Annotated in this window: 26 protein-coding genes; 21 read left to right on the top strand and 5 right to left on the bottom strand. The window is 37.9% G+C overall.

All coding sequences use genetic code 11. The annotated features are described in order from the left end of the window. The first annotated feature begins 187 nt into the window (after positions 1 to 187). On the top strand, positions 188 to 1510 hold the full coding sequence (locus tag EM4838_RS09295) for a hypothetical protein (RefSeq protein WP_071867488.1): 1323 nt from the start codon (positions 188 to 190) through the stop codon (positions 1508 to 1510). A gap of 42 nt (positions 1511 to 1552) precedes the next feature. Next, positions 1553 to 2134, top strand: coding sequence for a prevent-host-death protein (locus EM4838_RS09290; RefSeq protein ID WP_071867489.1), 582 nt, complete (start codon positions 1553 to 1555; stop codon positions 2132 to 2134). A 128-nt stretch (positions 2135 to 2262) separates the two neighbouring features. On the opposite strand, the gene EM4838_RS09285 is transcribed toward EM4838_RS09290, so the two are convergent. Continuing rightward, on the bottom strand, positions 2263 to 2631 hold the full coding sequence (locus EM4838_RS09285) for a hypothetical protein (protein WP_233433729.1): 369 nt from the start codon (positions 2629 to 2631) through the stop codon (positions 2263 to 2265). 199 nt (positions 2632 to 2830) lie between these two features. On the opposite strand from EM4838_RS09285, the gene EM4838_RS09280 reads away from it, so the two are divergent. The 3 genes from EM4838_RS09280 to EM4838_RS09270 all read left to right on the top strand — a co-directional run bounded on the left by EM4838_RS09280 (position 2831) and on the right by EM4838_RS09270 (position 7005). Further along, the gene (locus EM4838_RS09280) at positions 2831 to 3301 is read left to right on the top strand and encodes a hypothetical protein (protein ID WP_010734995.1); all 471 of its coding nucleotides are present in this window, start codon (positions 2831 to 2833) and stop codon (positions 3299 to 3301) included. Positions 3302 to 3442: 141 nt separating this feature from the next. Then, positions 3443 to 4327 carry a phosphate ABC transporter substrate-binding protein PstS family protein gene (locus EM4838_RS09275; RefSeq protein ID WP_071867491.1) on the top strand — a complete coding sequence of 295 codons (885 nt, stop codon included), beginning with the start codon at positions 3443 to 3445 and terminating at the stop codon, positions 4325 to 4327. Between the two features lie 224 nt (positions 4328 to 4551). After that, positions 4552 to 7005 (top strand): cation-translocating P-type ATPase, encoded by a 2454-nt coding sequence (locus EM4838_RS09270; RefSeq protein WP_071867492.1) that lies wholly within the window; start codon positions 4552 to 4554, stop codon positions 7003 to 7005. A gap of 100 nt (positions 7006 to 7105) precedes the next feature. Here the strand turns inward: EM4838_RS09270 and EM4838_RS09265 are convergent, their stop codons facing one another. Both EM4838_RS09265 and EM4838_RS09260 read right to left on the bottom strand, forming a co-directional pair. Beyond that, positions 7106 to 8848 (bottom strand): sensor histidine kinase, encoded by a 1743-nt coding sequence (locus EM4838_RS09265; protein ID WP_071867493.1) that lies wholly within the window; start codon positions 8846 to 8848, stop codon positions 7106 to 7108. Beyond that, entirely contained in the window at positions 8845 to 9549 is a 705-nt protein-coding gene (locus EM4838_RS09260) for a response regulator transcription factor (protein ID WP_010734999.1), read from the bottom strand. The genes EM4838_RS09265 and EM4838_RS09260 overlap by 4 nt, the downstream gene beginning before the upstream one ends. Before the next feature lie 127 nt (positions 9550 to 9676). Between EM4838_RS09260 and EM4838_RS09255 the strand changes: the two genes are divergently transcribed. The 5 genes from EM4838_RS09255 to EM4838_RS09235 all read left to right on the top strand — a co-directional run bounded on the left by EM4838_RS09255 (position 9677) and on the right by EM4838_RS09235 (position 13125). Next, positions 9677 to 10150, top strand: coding sequence for a 2-thiouracil desulfurase family protein (locus EM4838_RS09255; protein WP_071867494.1), 474 nt, complete (start codon positions 9677 to 9679; stop codon positions 10148 to 10150). Continuing rightward, positions 10140 to 10478, top strand: coding sequence for a putative DNA-binding protein (locus EM4838_RS09250; protein ID WP_010735001.1), 339 nt, complete (start codon positions 10140 to 10142; stop codon positions 10476 to 10478). Before EM4838_RS09255 ends, EM4838_RS09250 begins: the two co-directional genes overlap by 11 nt. Before the next feature lie 20 nt (positions 10479 to 10498). Beyond that, on the top strand, positions 10499 to 11917 hold the full coding sequence (gene ffh / locus EM4838_RS09245; protein WP_071867495.1) for a signal recognition particle protein: 1419 nt from the start codon (positions 10499 to 10501) through the stop codon (positions 11915 to 11917). Positions 11918 to 12013: 96 nt separating this feature from the next. Beyond that, positions 12014 to 12577 (top strand): DNA-3-methyladenine glycosylase I, encoded by a 564-nt coding sequence (locus EM4838_RS09240; protein WP_071867496.1) that lies wholly within the window; start codon positions 12014 to 12016, stop codon positions 12575 to 12577. Positions 12578 to 12591: 14 nt separating this feature from the next. Further along, the gene (locus EM4838_RS09235; RefSeq protein WP_071867497.1) at positions 12592 to 13125 is read left to right on the top strand and encodes a dihydrofolate reductase family protein; all 534 of its coding nucleotides are present in this window, start codon (positions 12592 to 12594) and stop codon (positions 13123 to 13125) included. 65 nt (positions 13126 to 13190) lie between these two features. On the opposite strand, the gene EM4838_RS09230 is transcribed toward EM4838_RS09235, so the two are convergent. After that, entirely contained in the window at positions 13191 to 13745 is a 555-nt protein-coding gene (locus tag EM4838_RS09230) for an NADPH-dependent FMN reductase (protein WP_071867498.1), read from the bottom strand. 317 nt (positions 13746 to 14062) lie between these two features. On the opposite strand from EM4838_RS09230, the gene rpsP reads away from it, so the two are divergent. The 11 genes from rpsP to EM4838_RS09175 all read left to right on the top strand — a co-directional run bounded on the left by rpsP (position 14063) and on the right by EM4838_RS09175 (position 22074). Next, on the top strand, positions 14063 to 14338 hold the full coding sequence (gene rpsP / locus EM4838_RS09225) for a 30S ribosomal protein S16 (protein WP_010735006.1): 276 nt from the start codon (positions 14063 to 14065) through the stop codon (positions 14336 to 14338). A gap of 11 nt (positions 14339 to 14349) precedes the next feature. Next, the gene (locus EM4838_RS09220; protein WP_010735007.1) at positions 14350 to 14598 is read left to right on the top strand and encodes a KH domain-containing protein; all 249 of its coding nucleotides are present in this window, start codon (positions 14350 to 14352) and stop codon (positions 14596 to 14598) included. Positions 14599 to 14703: 105 nt separating this feature from the next. After that, complete coding sequence (locus EM4838_RS09215) at positions 14704 to 15531, top strand: hypothetical protein (RefSeq protein WP_071867499.1); 828 nt, start codon at positions 14704 to 14706, stop codon at positions 15529 to 15531. Between the two features lie 125 nt (positions 15532 to 15656). Then, positions 15657 to 16181, top strand: a complete 525-nt coding sequence (gene rimM / locus EM4838_RS09210) for a ribosome maturation factor RimM (protein WP_010735009.1) — start codon at positions 15657 to 15659, stop codon at positions 16179 to 16181. Next, complete coding sequence (gene trmD, locus EM4838_RS09205) at positions 16171 to 16908, top strand: tRNA (guanosine(37)-N1)-methyltransferase TrmD (protein ID WP_169823226.1); 738 nt, start codon at positions 16171 to 16173, stop codon at positions 16906 to 16908. The genes rimM and trmD overlap by 11 nt, the downstream gene beginning before the upstream one ends. 145 nt (positions 16909 to 17053) lie before the next feature. Next, complete coding sequence (rplS, locus tag EM4838_RS09200) at positions 17054 to 17401, top strand: 50S ribosomal protein L19 (protein WP_002286913.1); 348 nt, start codon at positions 17054 to 17056, stop codon at positions 17399 to 17401. 314 nt (positions 17402 to 17715) lie between these two features. Continuing rightward, positions 17716 to 18726: an acyltransferase family protein gene (locus EM4838_RS09195; protein WP_071867501.1), complete on the top strand. Its 1011-nt coding sequence runs from the start codon at positions 17716 to 17718 to the stop codon at positions 18724 to 18726. Between the two features lie 44 nt (positions 18727 to 18770). Then, positions 18771 to 19325, top strand: a complete 555-nt coding sequence (locus EM4838_RS09190) for an RNA polymerase sigma factor (protein WP_071867502.1) — start codon at positions 18771 to 18773, stop codon at positions 19323 to 19325. Further along, the gene (locus EM4838_RS09185; protein ID WP_071867503.1) at positions 19318 to 20043 is read left to right on the top strand and encodes a hypothetical protein; all 726 of its coding nucleotides are present in this window, start codon (positions 19318 to 19320) and stop codon (positions 20041 to 20043) included. Before EM4838_RS09190 ends, EM4838_RS09185 begins: the two co-directional genes overlap by 8 nt. Beyond that, on the top strand, positions 20040 to 20924 hold the full coding sequence (locus EM4838_RS09180; RefSeq protein ID WP_071867504.1) for an ABC transporter ATP-binding protein: 885 nt from the start codon (positions 20040 to 20042) through the stop codon (positions 20922 to 20924). Before EM4838_RS09185 ends, EM4838_RS09180 begins: the two co-directional genes overlap by 4 nt. Then, the gene (locus EM4838_RS09175) at positions 20911 to 22074 is read left to right on the top strand and encodes an ABC transporter permease subunit (RefSeq protein ID WP_071867505.1); all 1164 of its coding nucleotides are present in this window, start codon (positions 20911 to 20913) and stop codon (positions 22072 to 22074) included. Before EM4838_RS09180 ends, EM4838_RS09175 begins: the two co-directional genes overlap by 14 nt. 313 nt (positions 22075 to 22387) lie before the next feature. Here the strand turns inward: EM4838_RS09175 and ppdK are convergent, their stop codons facing one another. Next, positions 22388 to 25006: a pyruvate, phosphate dikinase gene (gene ppdK / locus EM4838_RS09170; RefSeq protein WP_071867506.1), complete on the bottom strand. Its 2619-nt coding sequence runs from the start codon at positions 25004 to 25006 to the stop codon at positions 22388 to 22390. Positions 25007 to 25090: the final 84 nt, after the last annotated feature.

The following is a 25090-nucleotide window of genomic DNA, read 5'->3' as shown; positions in this document are numbered from 1 at the left end:
TACTTCCTTTTTTTGTCATTGGTACGATTTACACAAACGAGAGACTTTGGATTAATTTCTGGTTAATTTTGTAAATTAGTAAAATAAGAAAAACAAAAAATATTTCTTTGCGTACTTTATATAAGAGACATTTTCAGAGTATTGATGAGCCACTCTGGAAAAACTATTGATAGAGTGAGGTTAAGCAATGAATTGGCAAACATTACTAACAAAAAATGCACAGAATATCTTTTTACTGATCAACCAAATGAAAGATCTGACATGGAAGAAAAGCGACTTAGCAAAAAGGATGGATGTTGATGTCAAAACGATCGATCGTTATTTGAAGCGATTGAAATCAGAGGATTATCCCTTAGAACTAGCGTATGATAAAAAAGAAGTCCAACTCGTCTACCACCAAGCATACAATGAACCATTTCTTTTGTTTGAATTTTTGATCCGATCGGATTCGTTCTGTTTACTACGGGATCTGATTTTACAAAGGGAATACTCCTTCGAATATGATCGTTCCGCACAAGAACGATTGAAAAAATGGTTAGGGGATTATCATCTTTCTTTTTCCTATAAAAAGCAGCAAATCTATGGTTCTGAACGAAAAATCAGATATTTACTTTTTTGCTTTCTCAAAGAGTTCCCAACTTTTTTTAAGGAAGACCATGATCAAACATTTTCAGAACTATTCATCCAACTTCTAGATCATCGTCCCAAACATACAGATATTGAGATTTTTACAAATCATCAATTGTTCTTCTATGAGATTTTTCCAGAACTACTCTTTCGCTCTGAACAAAAGCTTCCGACAAAAGAAAAGAATTATCGGGCTATCCTGCGACTGAATAGCCATTTGATCACAGACAAGCGGTGGGAAAAGATCGAAAAAACCTCCGTCTATCAAAAATTATCGATTGTTACTGAAAAATTAGATTCATTATTTTGGTTGACGAATGATTTTGAAAGTTCCAACAAAAAGAAAATAACAAGAGTACTATTCCAAGAGTGGTTGAAATATTCAATTGGTCTTCATGATCGCTTTATCCATGAAGAAGCCGTTGCCTACCAAGCATTGGCAGACACGATCCCTAATTTCATTGAGAAATCAAACCAGTTTCGTATCGCTTTACAACAAGCTTTGTTTCAGCCAACGACCGATTGGGCAAAGATGTTGCTGAAATTATTGAATGAACGAGGCTATTTGGAGATGTATGCACCGGAAGTGAAAATCGTGTTCTTTTTTCGCTATGACCACGAAGAAGCTAGACGACTTGCAGCCATCTTAGATAAAACGTTACGTCATCGTAAACGAACATCGATCCATGTATGTACCAGAAGTAAGCCACCTAGTTATGCTCAACTTGTCATCACAGATCACTTTTTTTCTGCTAGTCTCACTAATGATCAGAAAACATATTTTTATCAAGATTCACTAGGAATCGAAAGACTATTATCAGACATCGATTATTGGATCAACACAAAGATAACTTTTACGAGTAAACGAATCATCGAGCGCTAGAATATGCTATAATGGACTGGAAAAACAAAGGAGGAAAATCCATTGGAATTAAAGAAACTAGAAGTACCTACATCTTCGATTACAGAAGTTAAAAGATCGCCGATGGATGTGTTTGACCAAGCTAGAAAAGCTGAAACAGGCGTATATATTTTTAATCGTGAAAAAGTTGCTGGTGTGATGTTGACCCAAGAGCAATATGAAACGTTGTTGCAAGAATTAGCCACGCTTCGCCAACTCATTGCGACAGAAACAGAAGAGACAAAAACAAATGGATCAGCGACAAACGAACCATTCACAAAAAATCGCACGGCCATCGTATCCACTTCTGAATCGTTAGATGAATTGGTTAGCGTCTTAAAACAATATTTAGTTACAGGTGTGTCTATCTCTGCTAAAAATCTTGATGAACGAATGGTAGCATTAGGATTCATTACGAAGAAAACTGGTTTTGGCGGGGTTGTTGATATGCTCAATGAATTAACAGAAACGGGTAAAATCAATTACCAATTAAGGAAAAAACCAAATGGTAAAATCGTGATCGCAGAGATCATCGGTGAACAAGATAGTCAATCGCAACTATTCGATAAGCTGATCATCAAGAAAATCTATTTACATGAAATATAATAAGTTGCGAAGTATTGACGATAATTTATTTATCAAACATTACAACTAGGTAAAATAGAGCATAAAAATAAAAGTAAAGCATCTGAGGACAGTTCACAGCTGTTGTGGATGCTTTACTTTGTTTGTCATTAAAAGTGAGTATGTCTACGATAACGCGCGAATATGCTACCCCAGATGATCCCTAATAACTGTGGAAATAAGTAAATACCAGCGAGCAGTAAGATGATCTGTTCAGGTGAAAAAGGATGATACAAAAAATGCCATTCTGTACATTTAGCAAAAAATAAATAAGAGGTGCTCGCAGAACAAAGATTGCCAAGAAACAATGTTTTTAAACGATTGGTTCGCCTCAACGTAAAACCAACAAAAAAAGCCCAAAATATCAATAATATAAATAGGATGACTGAATGATAATAATAATCAAAAAGTAGAGCGAGATAAAAATAAGGCACACACATCAATAAGTAGATTGTTTTTTTTATGTAAAATAATCGCAAAGGTACATTCCTCCAAATCATTTCCCTTTGGTTTTTATTGTAAAATCAAACAATGAATAATCAATTCTTTTTTGAAATATTCTGAATAAAATGAATAAACTCTCATTGCTTTATTCTTAAAAAACTAGTCTTTCCCCTCAGTTTTTTTAGAGAAATAGAATATAGTATGATAGATGGAGTGTCTTTTGGGAGGTTTTGTATGAAAAAGAGAATAAAACTAGAACAATTGTATTTGTTTCTTTGGTTTTTCCCAATTTTTCTTTTGCCTTTTACATGGGTGAATGCAGTAGTACAAGGTGCTGAGATTCTTGGCATCATCAATGGAAGTGGCTTTATTATTTCCAAAAATTTTCCGACATTGACCCTTTTTTATTTTTTGATCAGTGTGAATTTGATCGTTTCAAAAACATTTATAAAAAAGTATAATTGGCATTTGATCCAGTTTTCTTCTATGCTGGTCTTTACATCTTATTTCTCGATATTACCGAGGATCATCATCGGTCCGAATGGATTAAGTGAAAGTGGACTAAAAGATACAAGCTATTCTGCGATGTATTTTTTGACCATCAAACCTTGTTTTTATGTAGCGATTGCTTCCTTTGCGTTAGCAGTTGGCCTATTCTATTATACAGAGATCCGTGAACAATCCTTACTTATAGAAAAGATATAGTTTTTTGTAGGACGTCCATTTTCGGACGTTTTTTTGTTTTACGATATATTTACACAACTTAACAATAACTTTACATATTCAATATCTAGGATTTACAGTACCCTGATACAATCAATTTGTAACTAAGAAAGGGGCATATAAATGAAAAAAGTTTTATTTTCTTTAGGAGTATTAGGTTTTATCTTAGCTGGATGTGGTTCTGGTTCAGGAAGTACGAATGGATCAGCAAGCAACTCAGCTAGTTCAGATGATCAAGTAAAAATCGTAGCGGTCGGTTCAACCGCTTTGCAACCTTTAGTTGATGCTGCACAAGAAATGTTTACACAAGATAACCCCAACTATCAGATTTCTGTTCAAGGTGGCGGAAGTGGAACAGGTCTTAGTCAAGTAGCGTCAGGTGCTGTAACAATCGGAAACTCTGATGTATTTGCAGAACAAAGAGATGGGATCGATGCAAGTAAATTGGTAGACCATCGTGTAGCAGTTGTTGGAATGGCACCAATCGTAAATAAAGATACAGGCGTTGAAGATATTACAAAAGAACAATTGATCGAGATCTTCACTGGTAAGATCACTAATTGGAGTGAACTAGGCGGAGCAGATCAAGAAATCAACGTCATCAACCGTGCAAACGGAAGTGGCACTCGTGCAACCTTTGAATACTGGGCATTAGATGGCGCTGTACCAATACAATCTCAAGAACAAGATTCATCAGGAACAGTTCGTCAAATCGTTTCACAAACACCAGGTGCGATCAGCTATTTAGCATTCTCTTATTTAGATGATTCTACTCAAGCGTTGAAAATCAACGGTGTAGAACCAACTCCTGAAAATGTCTCAGACAATAGCTGGGAAATTTGGTCTTATGAGCATATGTATACAAATGGCGAACCAGAACCAGAAGTGAAGAAGTTCTTAGACTTCATGATGACTGATGCCGTTCAAGAAGGACCAGTACAAGATTTAGGCTACCTACCGATCAGCATGATGAAAGTTGAACGTGACGCAGAAGGTAACTTATCATAAGATTGAATACATCTTTCAATCACATGTTTATTCATAACGACTACCATTGATTATTAAGCTTAGTTCCTCGTTGAGGATCTAAGCTTTTTTAGTTTATTGCTCACTCTACGTTTTCGTTTTTTTCCATATGACAGTTTTGAAAGAAGAATATCAGTTATATCTGAGGATTTATTTGGCAAAATGACGTATGGTTAAAGAGTAGAAAAAAAGTTGAGGGATTAGTTATGAAAAGAAAAGAAAAGCAGCGAGAAAAACAGATACAGCAAATGTTGGCACAATTAGAACGCATCGATCCTAACAAAAATGAAGGGCTGACAGACAAACAGGTCCAAGAGCGAATACGTGTTGGCGCTGTCAATCAAGCAACGAGTCCTACATTTAAAACGAACAAACAAATCGTGATGGAAAATGTCTTTACTTATTTCAATCTGATTTTTTTAGTCCTAGCGATTTTATTGTGTGTCGTCAATTCCTATAAAAATTTGACTTTTTTACCTGTCATATTGGCAAATACTGGCATTGCGATCTATCAAGAGATCCATTCCAAGAAAATTTTAGATCAGTTGAGCATGTTACATGCCGCAACAGTCAAAGTATTACGGAATGGTCAAGAACAGAAGATAACTATCGAAGAGTTAGTTCTAGATGATCTCGTCATTCTAAAAACAGGAGACCAGATCCCCGCAGATGGAAAGATCATAGAAGGTAATCTACAAGTGAATGAAGCGTTATTGACTGGTGAAGCGGATGAGATAAGTAAGGAAATCGGCGATGAATTAATGTCAGGAAGCTTCATCGTTACGGGTAAAGCAAAAGTTCAGTTGACACGAGTTGGCAATGAATCTTATATTGCCAAATTAACGATGCAAGCAAAAGAAATGGGTACTGGAGAACAATCCGAGATGATTGCTTCGTTAGATAAGATCATCAAATGGGTAGGGATCATCATTATCCCCATTGGATTGACCTTATTTTCTCAAAGCTATTTTTACAATGGCAATACATTAAGAGAGAGTATTGTTTCGATGGAAGCTGCGTTGATCGGCATGATTCCTGAAGGGCTGTACCTACTCACAACGATTGCACTAGCAATGAGTGCGACGCGCTTAGCAAAACAACAAGTGTTGCTGCATGACATGAAAAGCATCGAGACGTTAGCACGAGTGGATGTATTATGTGTCGATAAAACAGGAACAATCACTGAAAATGCAATGGACGTTCAACGTGTGCTGATTCCTGAAAATTCTTTAGCAAAACAAACAGCAGATCAGTTGGATGAATTACTTGGTGACTACGCACAGGCAATCGAAGCTGACAATGAAACGATGCAAGCAATCAAAAATTACTTCACGAAGCATTCTGACAGGGAGGCAACAGCAAGTTTACCCTTTTCTTCTGTGAGAAAATATAGCAGCGTGACATTTACGGATAAAACGTATGTCCTTGGAGCACCAGAAATGGTCTTACGCGAAGCGTTCACGAGTTATGCTTCTGAATTTAGCGCGTATACGGAACAAGGCTATCGGGTATTAGTTTTCGGTGAATACCAAGGGGTACTGTCACAAGAAGACTTGGAAGAAGCCGTTATCCCGTTAGGTTATTTATTGATTGCTAATCCGATCCGTCAAGAAGCGAAAGCAACGTTTAATTACTTTAAGAAACAAGAAGTTGCTATCAAAGTGATTTCTGGTGATAACCCAGCGACAGTTTCTCATGTTGCCACACAAGCGGGTATTTCAAACGCGGAGCAATATGTGGATGTCTCCTCGTTAAGGGAAGAAGAATTTCCAGAAGCCATGGAAAAATATACTGTCTTTGGCCGTGTCAAACCAGAACAAAAAAAGGAATTTGTCCGTTTACTAAAAGAGAAGCATACAGTGGCGATGACTGGGGATGGGGTAAATGATATCTTGGCGATGAAAGAAGCCGATTGTAGCATTGCGATGGCATCAGGGAATGAAGCGACGATGCAAGCGGCACAAGTGGTCTTGTTGGAATCAGATTTTTCTAAAATGCCAGAGATTGTTGGCGAAGGACGGCGTGTCGTAAACAATATCGAACGTTCTGCCAGTCTTTTCTTAGTAAAAAATATTTTTTCATTCTTATTGTCTGTTTTTTCTGTTCTTTTTGCATTCACTTATCCATTAGAACCTTCACAAATCACATTGATCAGTTTATTTACGATCGGGTTACCTTCCTTTTTATTAGCATTGGAAGAAAATGAAAACCGAATCAAAGGCCGATTCATTGAGAACGTCTTGGAAAAAGCCATTCCGGGTGGTCTGACCGATATGATGGTGGTAGGCGCTTTAGTCGTGGGTGGTTCGATTTTAAATCTGAACAAAACCGATACGTCGACAGCTTCTACCATGTTGCTGATCGTTGTTGGCTTTTTAGTCCTTTATAAAATCTGTCAACCATTGAATCAATTTCGAACACGGATCATGCTATTTTGTGCAAGTGGAATCGTCTTTTCTGTTGTCTTCTTGCATAAACTATTTTCAATATCAGCCATTTCGCCAGTGTCTATCTTAATGGTGGTCATGCTCTTTTTCGCAGCAGAATCCATCTTTCGTCAGTTGACCTTTTTCGTGGAAAAATATTTGCATTTAGATAAGATCGATACGACACGTACGAAAAAACGTTGGAGAAAAGTATTCCCCTTTTTCAAGAAGTGAGCCAAGACTTATTGTATACAAAAAGATAGCGTCAACCTCCTAAAACAGAAATGTTCTTGGATGTTGACGCTTATTTCATTTATACCTATCAGGTCCACGATTAATTGATTTTAGGGATCGTCACAATAAAGGTAGAGCCGATACCAGGGTGACTCTTGATTTCCACCGTGCCATGAAGTAAATTCACGTATTCTTTCACGATCGACAATCCTAATCCTGTACCACCTGAATGACGACTACGCGCTTTATCTACACGATAAAAACGTTCAAAGATGCGTTCTTGATCTTCGCGATCGATACCAATACCAAAATCTTGTACAGAGAAAATCAGCTGATCGTGGCTTTCGTAGCGAAGGATGATCTCACTTTCTTCTTTTGAATATTGGATCGCGTTTTCAAATAAGTTTTTGATGATCGGGTAAAGCAAATCAGGATGTGTCGTAAAGGCAGTATTTTCTCCAATCAATTTGATCGTCAACTGTTTTTTCCGAATCATTGGTTGATAGCTTTGGATCACCTGTTGGAAATAAGGCTCCATATAGATCGTTTGGGTTTCATGTAAACTCTCTTCGTCTTTTGATAACTGAATAATTTCTCGGATCAGCTTATCTAAACGAATCGCATCTTTTTGCATGATCAATAGAAATTCAGTCAGTGTGTCGGGGTCCTCTTTTGCACCGTCCAGTAAAGTCTCAGTAAACCCAATCAAAGAAGTGACAGGTGTTTTTAATTCATGTGAGACATTGCCGACAAAATCTTTTTGCATTTTTTCTAAATGTCTGACTTTTGTCAGATCATAAGCAACACCTAAAATTTGTCCAGTATCCTCTGAACTATTGAAATAACGCAAGCTGATATCCAGTGTTTGCGTACCGTCAGCAATCGTGACTTCTTGATGAACGATCGGTTCAGACGGAGAAACTTGATGGATCAATTGGATCAATTTTGGTTCGCGGATCACTTCTGTGTAATGTTGATTTTCTTGATAATCTTTCACACCTAGATGGACTTGCATTTTTGGATTAAGCAGGCGCAGTGTGGCATTGGAGTCAATCAGAAAGACACCGATCATCAATTCATTCAACAAGCTGTATAATTGTTCCTCCGTCGTCGTATAAGCGCGATACATTTTGGTCATCTGTTCACTCAAGCCATTGATCGTCTGGTATAATTCTTCCCATTGATCAGAAGTCTGCATGATGATCTCCGTTTGTTCCGGGTTCTTGACCATTTTTTTCAAAACAGGAATCACTGTTTTGAGTGGTTGGTTTCGTTGGTAAATCAGGTAGTAGATCATAAATGTCAATAAAAGAAAGAAAACCAAGAAGAAACCGAATACCCAACGGCGAAAACTTTCCGTACGAGGAAGAAAGCCACTTGTAGGTTCAGCGATGCGAATGATCGCTACCAATTTTCCATTGACTTTGATGGGCAAGGCGACATAAAGTAATTCTTCATTCAATGTCGTACTCTTACGAAGAGAAGTACCAAGCGTACTTCCTTCTAAGATCGCTTTGATTTCCGGGCGTGTTTTTCTTTGTTCATGCAAAGAAGATTCTTCTGTGTCATAAATGATCGTGCCAGTTTGATCGATCAACGTCACTCGTTCATTGGATTGATGGACAAATTCATCCAGAACTGTTTTATTACTAGCAGAAGTAGGATTCTCGACATCTAGTTGACGAGCCAATAACTGCGCTTTTTTAGTCAAATAACTTTCTTGTTGTTCAATGATCTGTTGTTGGAAATAATGGGAGATGATCTGCCATCCACCAAAAAATAAGCCAAGCAACAAGATGAGAAAAAACAAGCGCTCGGAGAATTTTTTCCATTGTTTTTTCATCGTTTTGGTTCCTGGAATTTATAACCAAAGCCCCGAACAGTCAGTAAATATTTAGGATGTTTCGGATCACGCTCGATTTTTTCACGTAAATGACTGACATGGACATCAACAATACGACTTTGTCCAGAAAAATCAAAATTCCAGATACGATCCAACAGTGTATCTCGGTCGATCACTCGATCTTTGCGTTTCATGAAATAAACAAGCAACTCAAATTCTTTCGGCGTAAGTTCGATCGGTTGGTCCTCGATCGTCACTTGATAATTCGTCAAGTCGGCTTTGATTTGTCCAATCGATAAGTATTCTGGTTCTGCCTCATCAGATTGAGTTTTACGGGGCTCGATCCGACGAAAGATGGCTTTCATCCGTGCAAGGACTTCCCGAGGGCTGAAAGGTTTCGTCAAATAATCATCCGCACCGATCTCCAGTCCGATGATTCGATCGACTTGATCATCTTTAGCTGTTAGGATCAATATAGGTGTATCATTTTTTTCTTGACGGAGCTTTTGTGTGATCGCGATGCCATCGATCGAAGGAAGCATCACATCTAAAATAATGAAATCATATGAATGTTCCAATGCAAGATCAAGACCTTCTTGACCATCTGCAGCACTGGTTACTTTATATCCTTCTTTTTCAAGATTGAATGTCAGTAATGTTACAATTGAGGGTTCGTCATCAACAACTAGTACTTTTTTCATAAATTCTCCTTTTGATAAATTTCATCTCCTTTATTTTAGCACAGAATCGGGGGCAAGGACTATTTAACCAGCTAAATAAATGGTATAATATAAAAGCAATTTGCTCAGCTAAAGGAGAAAATGTCCGATGATCGGTATCAGTGCTTGTTTAGGTGGCGTCTCATGTCGCTATGATGGCCGGGAACAAACAATCCCTGCCTTAAAAAAACTCGTGACAGAAGGTCAAGCAATCGTGATCTGTCCAGAAGTAGCAGGAGGTTTGCCCATTCCAAGAGAACCAGCAGAAATCGTTGGTGGTGATGGGTTTGATGTCTGGGATCATCAGGCTAAGGTCATGACGATCTCTGGAAAAGATGTTACAGAAGCTTATAAAAATGGTGCGATCAATGCTTATCAAGTACTCAAGGAAAAGCAGATCTCAACGTTGATCTTAAAAGCAAATAGTCCTTCCTGCGGCTCATCAACTATCTATGATGGTAGTTTCACTGGTAGTCTGAAAGAAGGCATTGGCGTAGCAACCGCCTATTTTCTCCAACAAAAAATCAGTGTCTGCTCAGAAGAAGAGTGGATGGATCAACGAGGTGAGTTGAATGGAAATTGAGAAAACCAATCGGATGAATGCTCTTTTTGAATTTTATTCGACACTGTTGACTGAGAAACAAATGAATTATATGGAATTATATTATGCAGATGATTTTTCACTTGGAGAAATCGCTGAAGAATATGAGGTCAGTCGCCAAGCAGTTTATGATAATATCAAACGAACGAGCAAGATCTTGGAGAATTACGAAAAAAAACTCCACCTTTTTTCTGATTATGTCGTTCGTGAACAGTTGTTGACAGAATTGACGAACTATATCAATGAACAGTATCCTGAAGATCAAACGCTGCAAGGATACATCAAAAAAATTCAAGAAATCGAAGAATAACAAAAAGGAATGAATAAAATATGGCATTTGAAAGCTTAACTGAACGCCTACAACAGGCGATGTCAAAGTTACGAAAAAAAGGAAAAGTCTCTGAAGCTGACGTCAAGGAAATGATGCGCGAGATCCGTCTTGCGCTATTAGAAGCCGATGTCAACTTACAAGTAGTCAAAGATTTTACGAAACGTGTGCGCGAACGTGCAGTTGGAGCAGAAGTACTTGATAGTCTTTCTCCAGCACAACAAATCGTAAAGATCGTGGATGAAGAGTTAACGATCACTTTGGGTTCAGAAACGGTCGAATTGACTAAATCTCCAAAAATCCCGACTGTCATCATGATGGCTGGTTTGCAAGGGGCAGGTAAAACAACGTTTACTGGTAAATTAGCGAATTATTTAAAGAAAAATGAAAATGCTCGTCCCTTATTGATTGCAGGTGACGTGTACCGTCCTGCTGCCATCGACCAGTTGAAAGTTTTAGGACAGCAATTGGATGTTCCGGTTTTTGATATGGGAACAGATGTGAGTCCTGTAGAAATCGTTCGTCAAGGGATGGAACTCGCAAAAGAAAAGAAAAATGATTACGTATTGATCGATACAGCCGGTCGTTTACACATTGATGAAACATTGATGGATGAATTAAAACAAATCAAAGACTTGACACAACCTAACGAAATCCTACTCGTTGTCGATGCGATGACTGGTCAAGATGCCGTCAACGTTGCGGATAGCTTCAATCAACAATTAGGGATCACAGGGGTCGTCATCACAAAATTAGATGGAGACACACGTGGGGGAGCGGCGTTATCGATTCGTTCAGTGACAGGTGCACCAATCAAGTTCATCGGTTCTGGTGAAAAGCTGACTGACTTAGAAGTCTTCCATCCAGATCGTATGGCAAGTCGTATCCTTGGTATGGGGGATATGTTGACGCTGATTGAAAAAGCGCAACAAGACTATGATGAGAAAAAAGCAGAAGAGCTTGCGCAAAAAATGCGTGAGAACTCATTTGACTTCAATGATTTCATTGAACAATTGGATCAAGTCATGGGTATGGGCCCAATCGAAGACTTATTAAAAATGATCCCAGGAATGAATCAGGTGCCAGGAATCGAAAATATCAAAGTTGATCCGAAAGATGTTGAGCGTAAAAAAGCAATGGTTTATTCGATGACACCTGCAGAACGTGAAAACCCAGACCTATTGAATCCAAGCCGCCGACGCAGAATTGCTGCTGGTTCAGGGAACAGCGTAGTGGAAGTCAATCGTATGATCAAACAATTCAAAGAATCCCGTAAGATGATGCAACAAATGTCTAAAGGGGACATGAATATTCCTGGCATGGACCAAATGTTCGGTACCGGTGTCAAAGGTAAGCTAGGAAAAATGGCGATGAATCGCATGATGAAGAAAAACAAAAAGAAAAAGAAGAAAAAGAAATAAACAGTAATCAAGTGCAAAAAAGCTTCGAAGACGTATTTAATTTTGTCTTCGGAGTTTTTTGATACATTGTCTGAAAATCCTAAAAGGAGTGAGTCGATGCAACGCTGTCCATGGAGTGAATCAACTGAAATAATGCGTGAGTACCATGATACGATTTGGGGAGTACCTGAATATGAAGACCAACGACTGTACCGTAAATTAATGCTTGATATCAATCAAGCAGGTCTCAGCTGGCAAACGATCTTGAACAAGAGCCAAGCTTTCGATGAGGCTTACGACCAGTTTGAACTCGAAAAAGTCGCTAGCTATACTGAAGAAAAAATCGAAGAATTGATGAGCAATAAAGGAATCATCCGCAATCGCCGGAAAATTGAAGCGGCAATCGCTAACGCACAAGCTATTTTAGCCATGCGAGCAACCGGACTGAGTTTTTCTGATTACCTCTGGTCCTTTGTCAATGGCGAAGTCGTAATCGGAAACTACCAAGACCAAAGTGAAGTGCCAACTACTAGTGAACTCTCTGATCGCATCTCAAAGGACTTGAAAAAACGCGGTTTCAAATTTATTGGAAGTACGACCATTTATGCCTTTTTAGAAGCGGTAGGGATCATCAACGATCACCTGATCACATGTTTTCGCCACCAAGAAGTCACTCGCTAAAGGAGAAAGATGAAATGTCTAAGATCATTTTTTACGGAGCAATCAGTATGGATGGCTATCTAGCAACAATTAATGATGACTTGCAATGGCTCTTCGATACGCCTACTGGGGAAAAAACAACCTATGATGCGTTTTATCAAACCATCGATGTAACGATCATGGGCAGAAAAACGTATCAAGAAGCCAAAAAATATTTAGATACAGCCAAGATCTATCCAGAAAAAACCAATTATGTCTTTTCAACAGACAAAGAATTGAAGTTAGAGGATGCTAGGGTCGTTCACGAAGATCCCGTAAGCTTGATCAAGGAGTTGAAGGAATCAAGTGAACAAAGGATCTGGGTAGTTGGTGGCGGTCGTTTGCTCAAACCAATCATTGAACAGCAACTGATCGATGAATGGTACATTCAAATTGCGCCTGTATTACTTGGGAAAGGGATTCGTCTTTTTCAAGAAGGAGATTATGTACAGCGGTATCAATTGGTGGACACGAAACGCTTTGGCGAGTTTATTGAGCTACACTATCGTAAAGAAGGGCACAAAGAATAGTAGGTCACACAAAAAAACACGAAACAACATGCTGTTTCGTGGTTTTTTGTAAAATTAGCAAGACATCAAGCGTTCAATTTTCCAGCGAAATCTAGATACGCATCTAAAATCGTTTGGAAGAAATCAACGGTTCCTTGGATAATGTTGCCATCTTCATCAAGTAAGTTAGTGATATTTCCGATATACGCTTCTGGTTGTTGTAATGTTGGGACATTTAAAAAGACTAATGATTGACGTAAGTGATGATTTGCGCCAAAACCACCGACTCCACCAGGAGAAGCAGTGACCACTAAACCAGGTTTTTTATCCCAGACACTTTGACCATAAGGACGAGAACCAACATCCAAGGCATTTTTCAATACAGCTGGCACTGAGCGGTTGTACTCAGGAGTAACAAAGATCACGCCGTCTAGATCTTTGACTTCTTCACGGAAACGTGTCCATTCTGTAGGTGTTTGCTCAGGTGTCTCGATATCTTCGTTATAAAAAGGAAGGTCATCGATTTTTACAAATACGCTCTCGTATCCTTCCGGTAATAAGTCCGAAAAAGTTTCTGCAACTTTCTTATTGTATGAATCTTTTCTTAAACTTCCGATGAAAAAACCAATTTTTTTTGTCATAAAACAATTCCTCCTTCAATCTTTCTATATTTATCTTACAAAAAATAAGTAAACTGAGCAAATAAAAACACTTGGGTTATTTTAATGTAGAGTCGAAAACAAAAGAAATGCTTATGGATAGGGGATTTACAAGCTTCCTATGTTCAACCTTGATGATTCAAAAAAGTAAGAAGAAATCCATGGAAAAGGACACTAACGACTTAAAGAAAGAATAAAAATAGAAAAAAATCAGACTGTAAAGAAAAAAAGCTTTACAGGGTAAAAAAAAACTGGTACACTACATCTTGTGAATAAAACAATGGAGGTGGAAATATATAATGGCAGTTAAAATCCGTTTAAAACGTATGGGTTCTAAAAAGAGTCCTTTTTACCGTATCGTCGTAGCTGATTCTCGTTCTCCTCGTGATGGACGTTTCATCGAAACTGTAGGTACTTACAACCCTTTGAAAGACCCTGCAGAAGTAGTTTTAAAAGAAGATTTAGTACTTGACTGGTTATCAAAAGGTGCACAACCTTCAGATACAGTACGTAACATCCTTTCAAAAGAAGGCGTTATGAAAAAACATCATGAAGCTAAATTCTCAAAGAAATAAGGTGACCGGATATGAAAGATTTAAGCGACTTAGTCTTAACAATCGTTCGTCCGTTAGTTACTTATCCTGATCAAGTCCAGCTAGAAGTCGTTGAGTCGGAAGATTTTTACGAATACAATCTAACTGTGGCTCCCGAAGATATCGGTCGTATCATCGGTAAACAAGGGCGCGTTGCGAAAGCAATCCGCACGATCGTTTACGGAGTACGAATCAATGCACCGAAAAAAGTGCGTTTGAATATCATCGACAATAAAGAATAAACTGTTTCGTTTTCGCGAAACAGTTTTTTTTGTGTTCTTTAGAGATCATATTTGGCAAAAACAGGTACAAAGCGTATCCTTAATAGTAAGAGAGGAGTGTTTCAAATGAAAAAAATAGGTTTGATCAGCTTATTCGCTGTCGCTTTACTCGGTGCTTGTCAATCACCAAGTGAAACGAGTCAAGAAACGACAAATGAAACAGTTCGTACGACAGAAACAACTACTTCAAAGGAAGAGATAGGGTCATCTTCCACAAGTAGTCAGGAGACAACAGCTTCAACAGCATCATCAGCTGAAACAAGCACGAGCACACAAGAAAATTCGACGCAAACTGCCTTTGAGCAATTGCAAAAAGAGTATCCAGACACACCGATGCCAAAAGAGATCCCAGTTGGGTCATCTAACTTGAACATCGCAGCAACGATGACAAAACAAGGCTTTTCTGTCTTATACTATCAATCAGAACAAGCACTACCACTAAACGACGCCTCATTGAACCAAGCAGAACCAATCGCTTCTTACCTTTATCAAGATGACTTTGCATCTTCCCAAGAAACACTGAACACGATTCAGCCATTTACAGTCGATACTGGAGGAAGACAAGTCGATCTCGGTTATAACATCGTCGGTTATCAACAAGGTGCTGCAGGTTCTTCGATTCTTGAATGGCAAGAAGGAAATTGGCGGTTACGAATACGTGCCAGCAATATTGACGGACAAGATCCTGTACCTTTGGCGAAACAGATCGTGACTTACTTGGAATCTGCCCGCTTACCTGCACCGGAAAAAGTCGGAACGATCGAAATCAATATGACCGATGGCACCAATCAAAATACTCGGATCATTTGGCAACAACCAACCACTGTTTATACAATCACGAATCAAGATTCGATGAATGCATTAAAAATGGCTGTTTCCATGGAACAACAATAAAAGAAGACTAGAATTGCCAAGAACCACATGCTAAAATAGACAGGAAACGATAGAACACTCTGAGTCCAAAAGCAAATCGTGACCAAGCAGAGTGACAAGAATCATGAAAGAAATGAGGACAAAAGTTGACTGAATATCTAAATGTTGGCAAGATTGTCAATACCCAAGGAATCAAAGGCGAAGTCCGTGTCATCTCAACCACAGATTTCCCTGAAGAACGTTACAAAAAAGGTGAAGTTTTGACACTCTTCCAAGAAGGAAAAGCTCCTGTAGAATTGACTGTAAAAAGTCACCGTAAACATAAAAACTTTGATTTACTCAGCTTTGAGAATCATCCTTCCATCAATGACGTTGAAAAATACCGTGATGGTATCTTACGTGTATCAAAAGAAAACTTAGTTGAATTGACAGAAAATGAATATTACTACCATGAAATCATTGGCTTGAAGGTCATCGATGAAAACGAGAAAGAACTAGGAAAGATCAAAGAGATTTTATCTCCAGGCGCAAATGATGTTTGGGTCATCCAACGACCAAAGAAAAAAGATGCACTGATCCCCTATATCGATTCCGTCGTTCAAGAAGTCGATCTTGAAAATGGCTTGGTTCGTGTGACATTATTAGAAGGATTGATCGATGATGAAGATTGACGTGTTGACTCTGTTTCCGCGAATGTTTGAAGGCCCGATGGGGGAATCGATCATTGGTAAAGCAGTAGCAAAAGAATTGTTAGAAATCAATGTTTCTAATTTCCGTGAGTATTCGGACAACAAACACCAAACGGTCGATGACTATCCTTATGGTGGTGGAGCAGGGATGTTATTGAAAGTCCAACCCATCTATGACAATATCAAAGCCATCGAAGAAAAACATCCAGAGACTAAGAAACGGGTGATTTTACTTGATCCAGCTGGTCAACCGTTCAATCAAAAAATGGCAGAAGAATTTTCGGAAGAAGAGCATCTGATCTTTATTTGTGGCCACTATGAAGGCTATGATGAGCGCATCCGTTCACTCGTAACAGATGAAGTCTCATTGGGAGATTATGTACTGACCGGTGGAGAGCTAGGTGCCATGGTCATGATCGATGCGACCGTTCGGCTATTGCCGGATGTTTTAGGTAATCAAACATCTGCCCAAACAGACTCGCATTCTACTGGCTTGTTGGAACATCCTCAATATACAAGACCTGCAGAATTCAAAGATATGAAAGTACCAGAAGTATTGACCAATGGTAACCATAAATTGATTGAAGAATGGCAACTAAAAGAGTCCTTACGCCGAACATATCTTCGACGTCCAGACATGTTAGAAAAATTAGACATGACACCGCAAATGGAAAAAATGCTAGCGGAGATCAAAAAAGAAGAAGCTTGAGTTGCAACAAATAAATGAAAATTTTCTTTACACTCACCATAGAATATGATAGTATTCTATGGTGAGTGTAAAAACACTTAACTATTACGATGTTCCGCTGTGAGAAATTACTCATAAGAATGTTTGGAATAAGGAGAAGAAAACAATGAATCCATTAATCGAAGAATTAACAAAAGAACAACTACGTTCTGACATTCCAGCTTTCCGCCCTGGTGACACTGTACGTGTTCATGCGAAAGTTGTCGAAGGTACTCGTGAACGTATCCAGTTATTTGAAGGTGTTGTAATCAAACGCCGTGGTGCTGGAATCAGCGAAACTTATACAGTACGTAAAGTTTCTAACGGTGTAGGCGTTGAGCGTACATTCCCATTGCACACACCACGTGTTGCAAAAATCGAAGTTGTCCGTTACGGTAAAGTACGTCGTGCGAAATTGTACTACCTACGTGCATTACACGGAAAAGCAGCTCGTATCAAAGAAATCCGTCGTTAATTTCTTGTTATCAGACAGAGGAAGAACCCTTGAATTTTCAAGGGTTCTTTTTTTTTTCAATTTTTGATGACCTTGATTTTATGTTTTTCCCTTCCAATGCTTCATTACTGTAAGATGTTTGGAAGGCTTTCTTTATATTTAGTTAGAAAAGCCAGTTGCTTACGATAAATGTCGATAATCCGAATGAGAAAATACTATTTAAAAAACTTTCATTTGATATTTACATATATTTATTAGATTTTGCTAATCTTTAAATGTTTTTTTTATTTTTACAGTTAATTGTTAGTGTAAGAGCCAAATCATAAGGAGAAGCCATGAAGAACAAAAATCAGAACCTATATATTGCGCAATTTATTGCAACGGTTTGTGTTGTCGTTGTCCACTCTGGAACGATTGTTAGTGATCCAACATTGCATTTTATAGTTAAAAGCATGATTTGCCGAATCGCTGTCCCGTTTTTCTTCGTAAATAATGCGTACTTCTTTCGATTGAACAGCAAAAGAGAAGGGCATTCGCTGAAGTGGCTGAGAAAGATAGTATATCTCTATGCAGTGACATTTATGCTTTACATACCTTTTGGTATTCAGTTGATACAACAGACAGTCCAAGTTCATTTAGGATTACTACCAATAGCACTTATTGTCTCTTTCTTTTACAGTGGGAGCTTCTATCATTTGTGGTATTTTCCTGCTTTAGTCTTCTCGATAGTTATTGTGAGATACATGCTTCAAAAACTAGGTTATAGATGGATGCTGCTGATTTGCTTCTTGCTCTTTTCGATTGGCTCTATTGAAACATATTCAGCATTTTTTTCTAATCCGTTGCTCGTTTCAGGCGTGGAAAAATATTTCAGTGTGTTTGCGACTACAAGGAATGGCTTTTTCTTTAGTCCGATATTTGTTCTCATAGGGTTTGTTCTAGCAGATAATAAGTATAAATTAAAAAAATACTCCAAGTCACTTTTCTATGGATTGTTCTTAGCTAGTCTTATTGGAGTTTTTGAAGGAATGATCGTATTTCAAAATCAAGGAATCGATAAGAATTTTATGTACTTCACTATTCCATTTACGGTGTGTTTGTTTGGCTTATTAGTTATTACGAAAAACAAGATAAGCGGATTTGAAAAGTTGAAACCCTATAGTCAAAGTGTTTTTTTGCTACATATGATACCTATTCAAATTTTTAATTTGTGGCATAACGAAATTACTGTCGTTAATGGCTTATTTCGTGTAATGATGGGAGTGTTAATTCCACTCATTATGGTTTGGGGTTTTAGCATGGTAAGAAAAACAATGTCAAGAATAAGCCTTGTCAAAATAAAGTAGATCCAGGCGGATTTTGACTCCTTGATGAATTGAAAGAGAGGTAGGTGAGAGAAATCAACGACTATCTAACTATCCTGAAAATAAAGTCAGGAGATGTTGACGCTTGGGAAAAACTTATTGATAAATATTACGACAAAATTTTCAATTATTGCAGAAGAAGGTTTTTTGGAAAAAGTAGATTAGCTGAAGATTTAATCCAAGAAACGTTTTTGAAAGTGATAAGCAGCATTGATTCTTATAAATTTTCAGGAAGTTTCTTCAATTATCTTTTCACCATTGCTGTGAATACGTGTAATAGCTATAGCAAGAAAAATGATTTTGACGAAGTAGTATTCGATGAATCTTACAATAAAGAGTTAGAAGACCAAGACTCAAGCTTTGACTTCATAAATGATCAAAACAGGAACATTCAGCGTGCGTTAGACCAACTGCCAGAGTACCAAAGAGAAGCGATCATACTTAAATTTTTCTATGATATGAAAGTTAAGGAAATAGCACAGTTAACTAAAACGAGTGTGCCAACAGCACAATCAAGGATTCAACAAGGACTAGACAAAATGAAACAAATACTTAAAAAGGAGGACTATTATTTTGAATAGAGATTATTTGAAAAATGATATTTCTACCCAAGAAGCCAAAAAAAGAATAGTGAGATTGGGAAACAAGCAAATGCTTAAAAACCAAATTTCAAGAAAATCCTATTTAAGTTTGTTTTTATCCTCAATTAAGTTTGTGGGATGGAAATTGTGGAGTATTCAATTTGAACTTCTAGGATTCTCCTTGTTTCTTATGTTTTCAAAGGGTGAAATGAGCTATGAACATGTTCTGAGAGGGATAACAGGAATGGTTCTTTTTTCAGTGATATTTTTCACAGATGAGCTGTTTAAGAGCTTCACGAATAATATGTGGGAGCTAGAGCAGACGTTTAAATACGATTTACGGCAACATACAGCGATGAAAATGCTTGTTTTTGGTGTATTTGATTTGCTTTTGATAGTGATTCTTGCGGTGGTAGGTAAGCAGATATTTCCTGTGTCTTTCTTAAGTTTTGCGTTGTATCTTCTCGTTCCGTTCAATGTTTTCTGTATTGTTTTATTCTCAATTTTTACTCTAATACGAAATAACTTGTCGAACCTATTGCTTTGGACTAGTTCGGGAGTACTAGTCGCAGTATCGATTATTATCGAAGGGATATTCAACATTTATAGTTTTCCACTTTCTTATTGGACGATTGTTTATGTGATTACTTCAATTGGACTTCTTGCATTGATAAGACAAATGTTAAAGCAACATAACATGGGAGGTGATTTTATATGAAATTAGAAATAAAGAATATTACTAAGAAATTCGATGAATTAAAAGCCTTAGATGATGTTTCTCTAACGTTGAAAGCAGGAGTTTATGGCTTGCTTGGAGCCAATGGTTCAGGAAAGACAACTCTTTTTAGATTAATTTGTGGAGTGATCAAATCCGATAGTGGGAAAATTTTATATAACGATGAGGATGTGACAATAAATAGTGAAGCATTTAGATCGGTACTAGGTTTCTTACCACAAGATTTCAGTTATTATCCAGATTTTACAGGGATAAAGTTTATGCTTTATATCTCAGCATTAAAAGGATTGAGAGGGAAACTAGCAACAAGACGATGTTTGGAATTGCTTGAATTAGTTGGGCTATCAGAGCAAAAGAATAAAAAAATAAAGAAATATTCAGGTGGTATGAAACAACGTTTAGGAATTGCTCAAGCACTGATTAATGATCCTGAAATTTTGATACTTGATGAACCAACAGTAGGATTAGATCCAAAAGAGCGAGTGAGGTTCAGAAACTTAATCAGCTCCCTATCAGAGAATAAAATTATTATTTTATCTACTCACATTGTATCTGATGTGGAATATATTTCGGATGAAGTGTTGGTTTTAAATAAAGGTGTGGTTCAAGATAGAGGATTAGTAACTGAATTAATGAATAATATCGAAAACAGTGTGTGGGAAGTTAAAACATCGCTTGACGAGATTGAATCATATTACCAAAAATATCCTGTAAGCAATCAAAAGTATGTAGATGATCGTGTCATATTAAGAATCATTTCGACGGTCAAACCGAATGACAATGCTCTCCATGTGAAGGCGAACTTGGAAGATTTGTATTTATACTATTTTAGAACTGAGGATCAAACGAATGCAGATTTTTAAATTTGAAAGTGAAAAGATACTGAAAAACAAATCGATTATTGGATCTGGGCTTGTCTTGTTATTGAGTCTTTTTGCAATCGTCTATATTGGCTTTTTTCAGTCGCAACTTAGGGGAGCTAAAAATATTACTGATGTTTCGGGTAGGGAATCAATTGAAAGATATCTAGATTTTACAAATGAGTACCAAGGTGAGTTGACTGATCATAAGGTTAAAAAAATTACATCTGACTATTTGAAGATTTATCAGGACAAAAAAAGAAAAAACATTCAAATATTTGATTACTTTCAATGGTCAGTGGTCGATACATTCACAAATCACGAGGAGCAAGATGTTTATGTTGAAATGATAGATGCCATTAGGGACGGTAAAAAATATACCATTGACGATGTGAATCTTTTATCTATGAAAAACGTGGGCTATAAAAAAATGGGATTTCCGATCAAAATAGGGAATTTTAAGACTTGGACGGATTTGTTAAATGTCACTTCAATTGCTTTTATCCCAATTTCGCTGTTTGTCATTCTGATATGCTCGATTCTTTTTGCGAATGATACTTCAAAAAATATTATTCCTTTGTTGTTGTCTACAAGGTACGGCAGAACAAAAATGATAAAATCAAAAATTCTGGTTGGAACAGGTATGGCTATAGCTTCCTTCCTGATCGTTCAGTTAATCATCTTGATAATATTTTATATTTATTATGGATTTAGTGGGTGGGATGTGAGCGTTCAAGCCAACTTGGATTGGAAGGTCTTTGATTTTCCATTGGGATGGAATATGCTTCAAGCTTACTTGTTCGGTGTTGTTTTTCAGTTAATAGGAGTGCTGTTCATCGCTGGCGTAACTATGCTGATTTCCAGTTTGAGTAGTTCACCATTTAGTGCGCTAGCTATTTCACTAGGACTCTTTGTCATTCCGCAACCACTGACGCATATTTTTATGTCGGGAATACCGAATAAAATACTGTATCTCTTCCCAATCAATACATTTGAAATTGATAAAGTGTTGTTATGGATGAGTCGAGATAATATGTTCTTCTTTCACTCTTTTGTTGCCAACGTCGCTTTAATACTTATCGTTCTGTTGGTGACAAAAGTGGTATTAGATACAAGTATTTATGTGAGAATGAAAAAACTCAGTCTTTCTTAAAGGATACAAAGAGAAAGGTAGCTAAAAATAGAATTTAGATAAAGACCGAGCAGGATATGTTGGTTGGATCTTAGTCAATATGATCGACAGTGGAGAGCTATCAGAAAATCGCTATATGAACTATTTGAAATTGCAGAAAGAACTGCTCTTTCAAGAAAAGAGAATCCGTGAAAAGGAGAAGCTGAAGAACAGAAGAAAAAGAAAATAGCTCACGGTAAAATAATATCGCTCTAAAGAAGTAACCACAGCCTAAAACGTTCGATACGTTGGCTGTGGTTACTTTTTTTAAAACTAGATACAAAGAAATAAATAATTAAGACGGACGGCTACGGATCGCAGCCTGTGCCACCGCTAATCGAGCAGCTGGAATCCGGTAAGGAGAGCAGGAGACATAGTCGATTCCAATGGCTTGAAAGAAGGGAATGGATTGAGGATCTCCGCCGACTTCACCACAAATGCCGATCGTCATCGTTGGTTTGGTTCGTCGTGCATTAGAAACAGCGAGTTTGATCAATTGACCAACACCTTGTTGATCCAAATGTTGAAATGGATCATGGGTCATGATCGCTTTTTCTTGGTAACGATTGATGAATTTTCCAATATCATCTCGAGAAAATCCATAGGTCATTTGAGTGAGATCATTTGTACCAAAACTGAAGAAATCAGCTTGTTCTGCTAATTGATCCGCAATCAAACAAGCGCGAGGTAACTCGATCATCGTACCGATCTCGTAAGAAAATGGTACGATGTTTTGAGCGTTGAAAGTTGCTTCGATCGTTTCGATCAATAAAACTTTAAGGTGCATTAGTTCTTCTTTTTCAGCAATCAATGGGATCATGATTTCTGGAACAACTGGTATTCCTTCTTGTACTAGCCGAATCGCACTTTGAATGATTGCTTTGACTTGCATCTGATAGATTTCTGGTGTAGTGATACCTAAGCGACAACCACGATGACCTAACATCGGATTGGTTTCTTTCAAGTACTCGATCTTTGCTGTCAGCTCATTGACTGATCGGTTCAGTTTGTCTGCTAAATTCGCAATGTCTGGTGCCTCATGGGGAAGAAACTCGTGCATCGGTGGGTCAAGTAGGCGAATGACCATTGGTTTATCTCGGATCGTTTGGAACATCTGATAAAAATCATTTTCTTGAAATGCCAGCAATTTTGTCAAAGCTGTTTCCATTTCTCGGTGATCTTCTGCTAAAATCAAGCGGCGCATTTCTAAAATACGATCTTCCCCGAAAAACATATGCTCGGTCCTTGCTAACCCGATACCTGTAGCCCCAAAATCAAGAGCAGTGGTTAAATCAGTCAACGTTTCAGCGTTGGCGCGCACTTCTAAGTCGGCGAGTTCATCAGCCCAAGATAAAAATAAAGTAAGGTCCTGATTGTTTTCAGCGATAACTGTAGGAAGTTCCCCTAAGTAAATCTCGCCTGTATTGCCATTGACGGAGAGAATATCGCCTTCTTTTAGCCGAATGTCATTTGTTGTTACAGTTTTTGCTTCTTCGTCGATCGTCAAGGTTTCCGTACCAGTCACGCAACAAGTACCCATCCCACGAGCGACGACAGCGGCATGAGAAGTCATCCCGCCACGACTAGTGACGATGGCTTCACTAACGATCATTCCTTCGATATCTTCTGGAGAGGTTTCGTGACGAACTAAGATGACCTTATTTCCTTGTTCATATCGTTCTTTTGCTTTTTCGGCAGTAAAGACGATCTCACCTGTGGCAGCTCTGGGACTTGCAGGTAAGCCTTGAGCAAATGGTGTTGCTTGTTCGAGGGCTTCAGGTTTAAAAATCGGATGAATTAACTGGTCGATCATTTCTGCTTCCACTCGCATCAAAGCCTCTTCTTTTGAAAGAACGTTCTCATTCACTAAGTCAGTCGCAATCTTTAAAGCAGCTTTAGCTGTGCGCTTGCCGTTTCTCGTTTGTAAAATAAATAGCTTCCCCTGTTCAACGGTAAATTCGATATCTTGCATATCTTTGTAATGGAGTTCTAGCATTTGTGCGTAGTGCAAGAAATCTTGGTAGACATTAGGTAATCGCTCACTAAGCTCTTGGATCGGTTGAGGCGTGCGAATGCCAGCGACAACGTCTTCTCCTTGTGCATCCAGCAAAAATTCACCAAAAAGCTGATTGTCACCTGTAGCGGGATTTCGGGTAAAGACGACACCTGTACCGCTTTCATTTCCGCTATTTCCAAAAACCATTTCTTGGACATTGACAGCCGTGCCTAAATGATGAGAGATACCATGTAACTCTCGATAAACGTTTGCTCGTGGATTGTTCCAAGAGTGGAAGACCGCTTGGATCGCTTCTTTTAGCTGATCCATAGGATGTTGAGGGAAAACTTTATTATGTTTGATAAATAGCTCTTTATAATTTTTGATCAATGCTAACTGTTGTTGTTCGTTGAAAACATTAACCGTTTTATTGTTTTCTTTTTCTGCTTTTGTGAGTAGAAGATTGAATTTTTCTTTGGGGATACCGTAGACGACATCGCCAAACATTTGCAACAAACGACGGTAGCAATCATAAGCAAAAGCTAAACTAGTTTGCTCAGCTAAAGCATGTACTCGTGAATCATTTAGACCTAGATTGAGGATCGTATCCATCATACCAGGCATAGAAAAGACTGCACCACTCCTTACAGAAACTAGCAATAGCTCATCATCGTTCGTAAATGACTTGTTTGTTTTTACTTCTAGCCGTTCGATAGCTGTTTGAATCTCTGTTATCAATTGTTGATCAAAGAAAGCGACATTTTTAAGATAACGCATACAACTTTCTGTAGTCAGGGTAAAGCCAGAAGGAACAGGCAATCCTAAGTGAGTCATTTCCGCTAGATTTGCACCTTTTCCACCCAATAATGCTTTATCTTTGCTTCTGCCTTCGTTAAAGTCATAGATCCATTTTACCATATGATAAGCCTCCATTGATTTAATGTGAGTCATTTATATTGTAAATACATCTTAATATGACTCATATATATCTGTCAATAAAAA

It is taken from the genome of Enterococcus mundtii (assembly GCF_002813755.1).
Classification (GTDB): Bacteria; Bacillota; Bacilli; order Lactobacillales; family Enterococcaceae; genus Enterococcus_B; species Enterococcus_B mundtii.
This window is presented reverse-complemented; position numbering and strand designations above follow the sequence as displayed.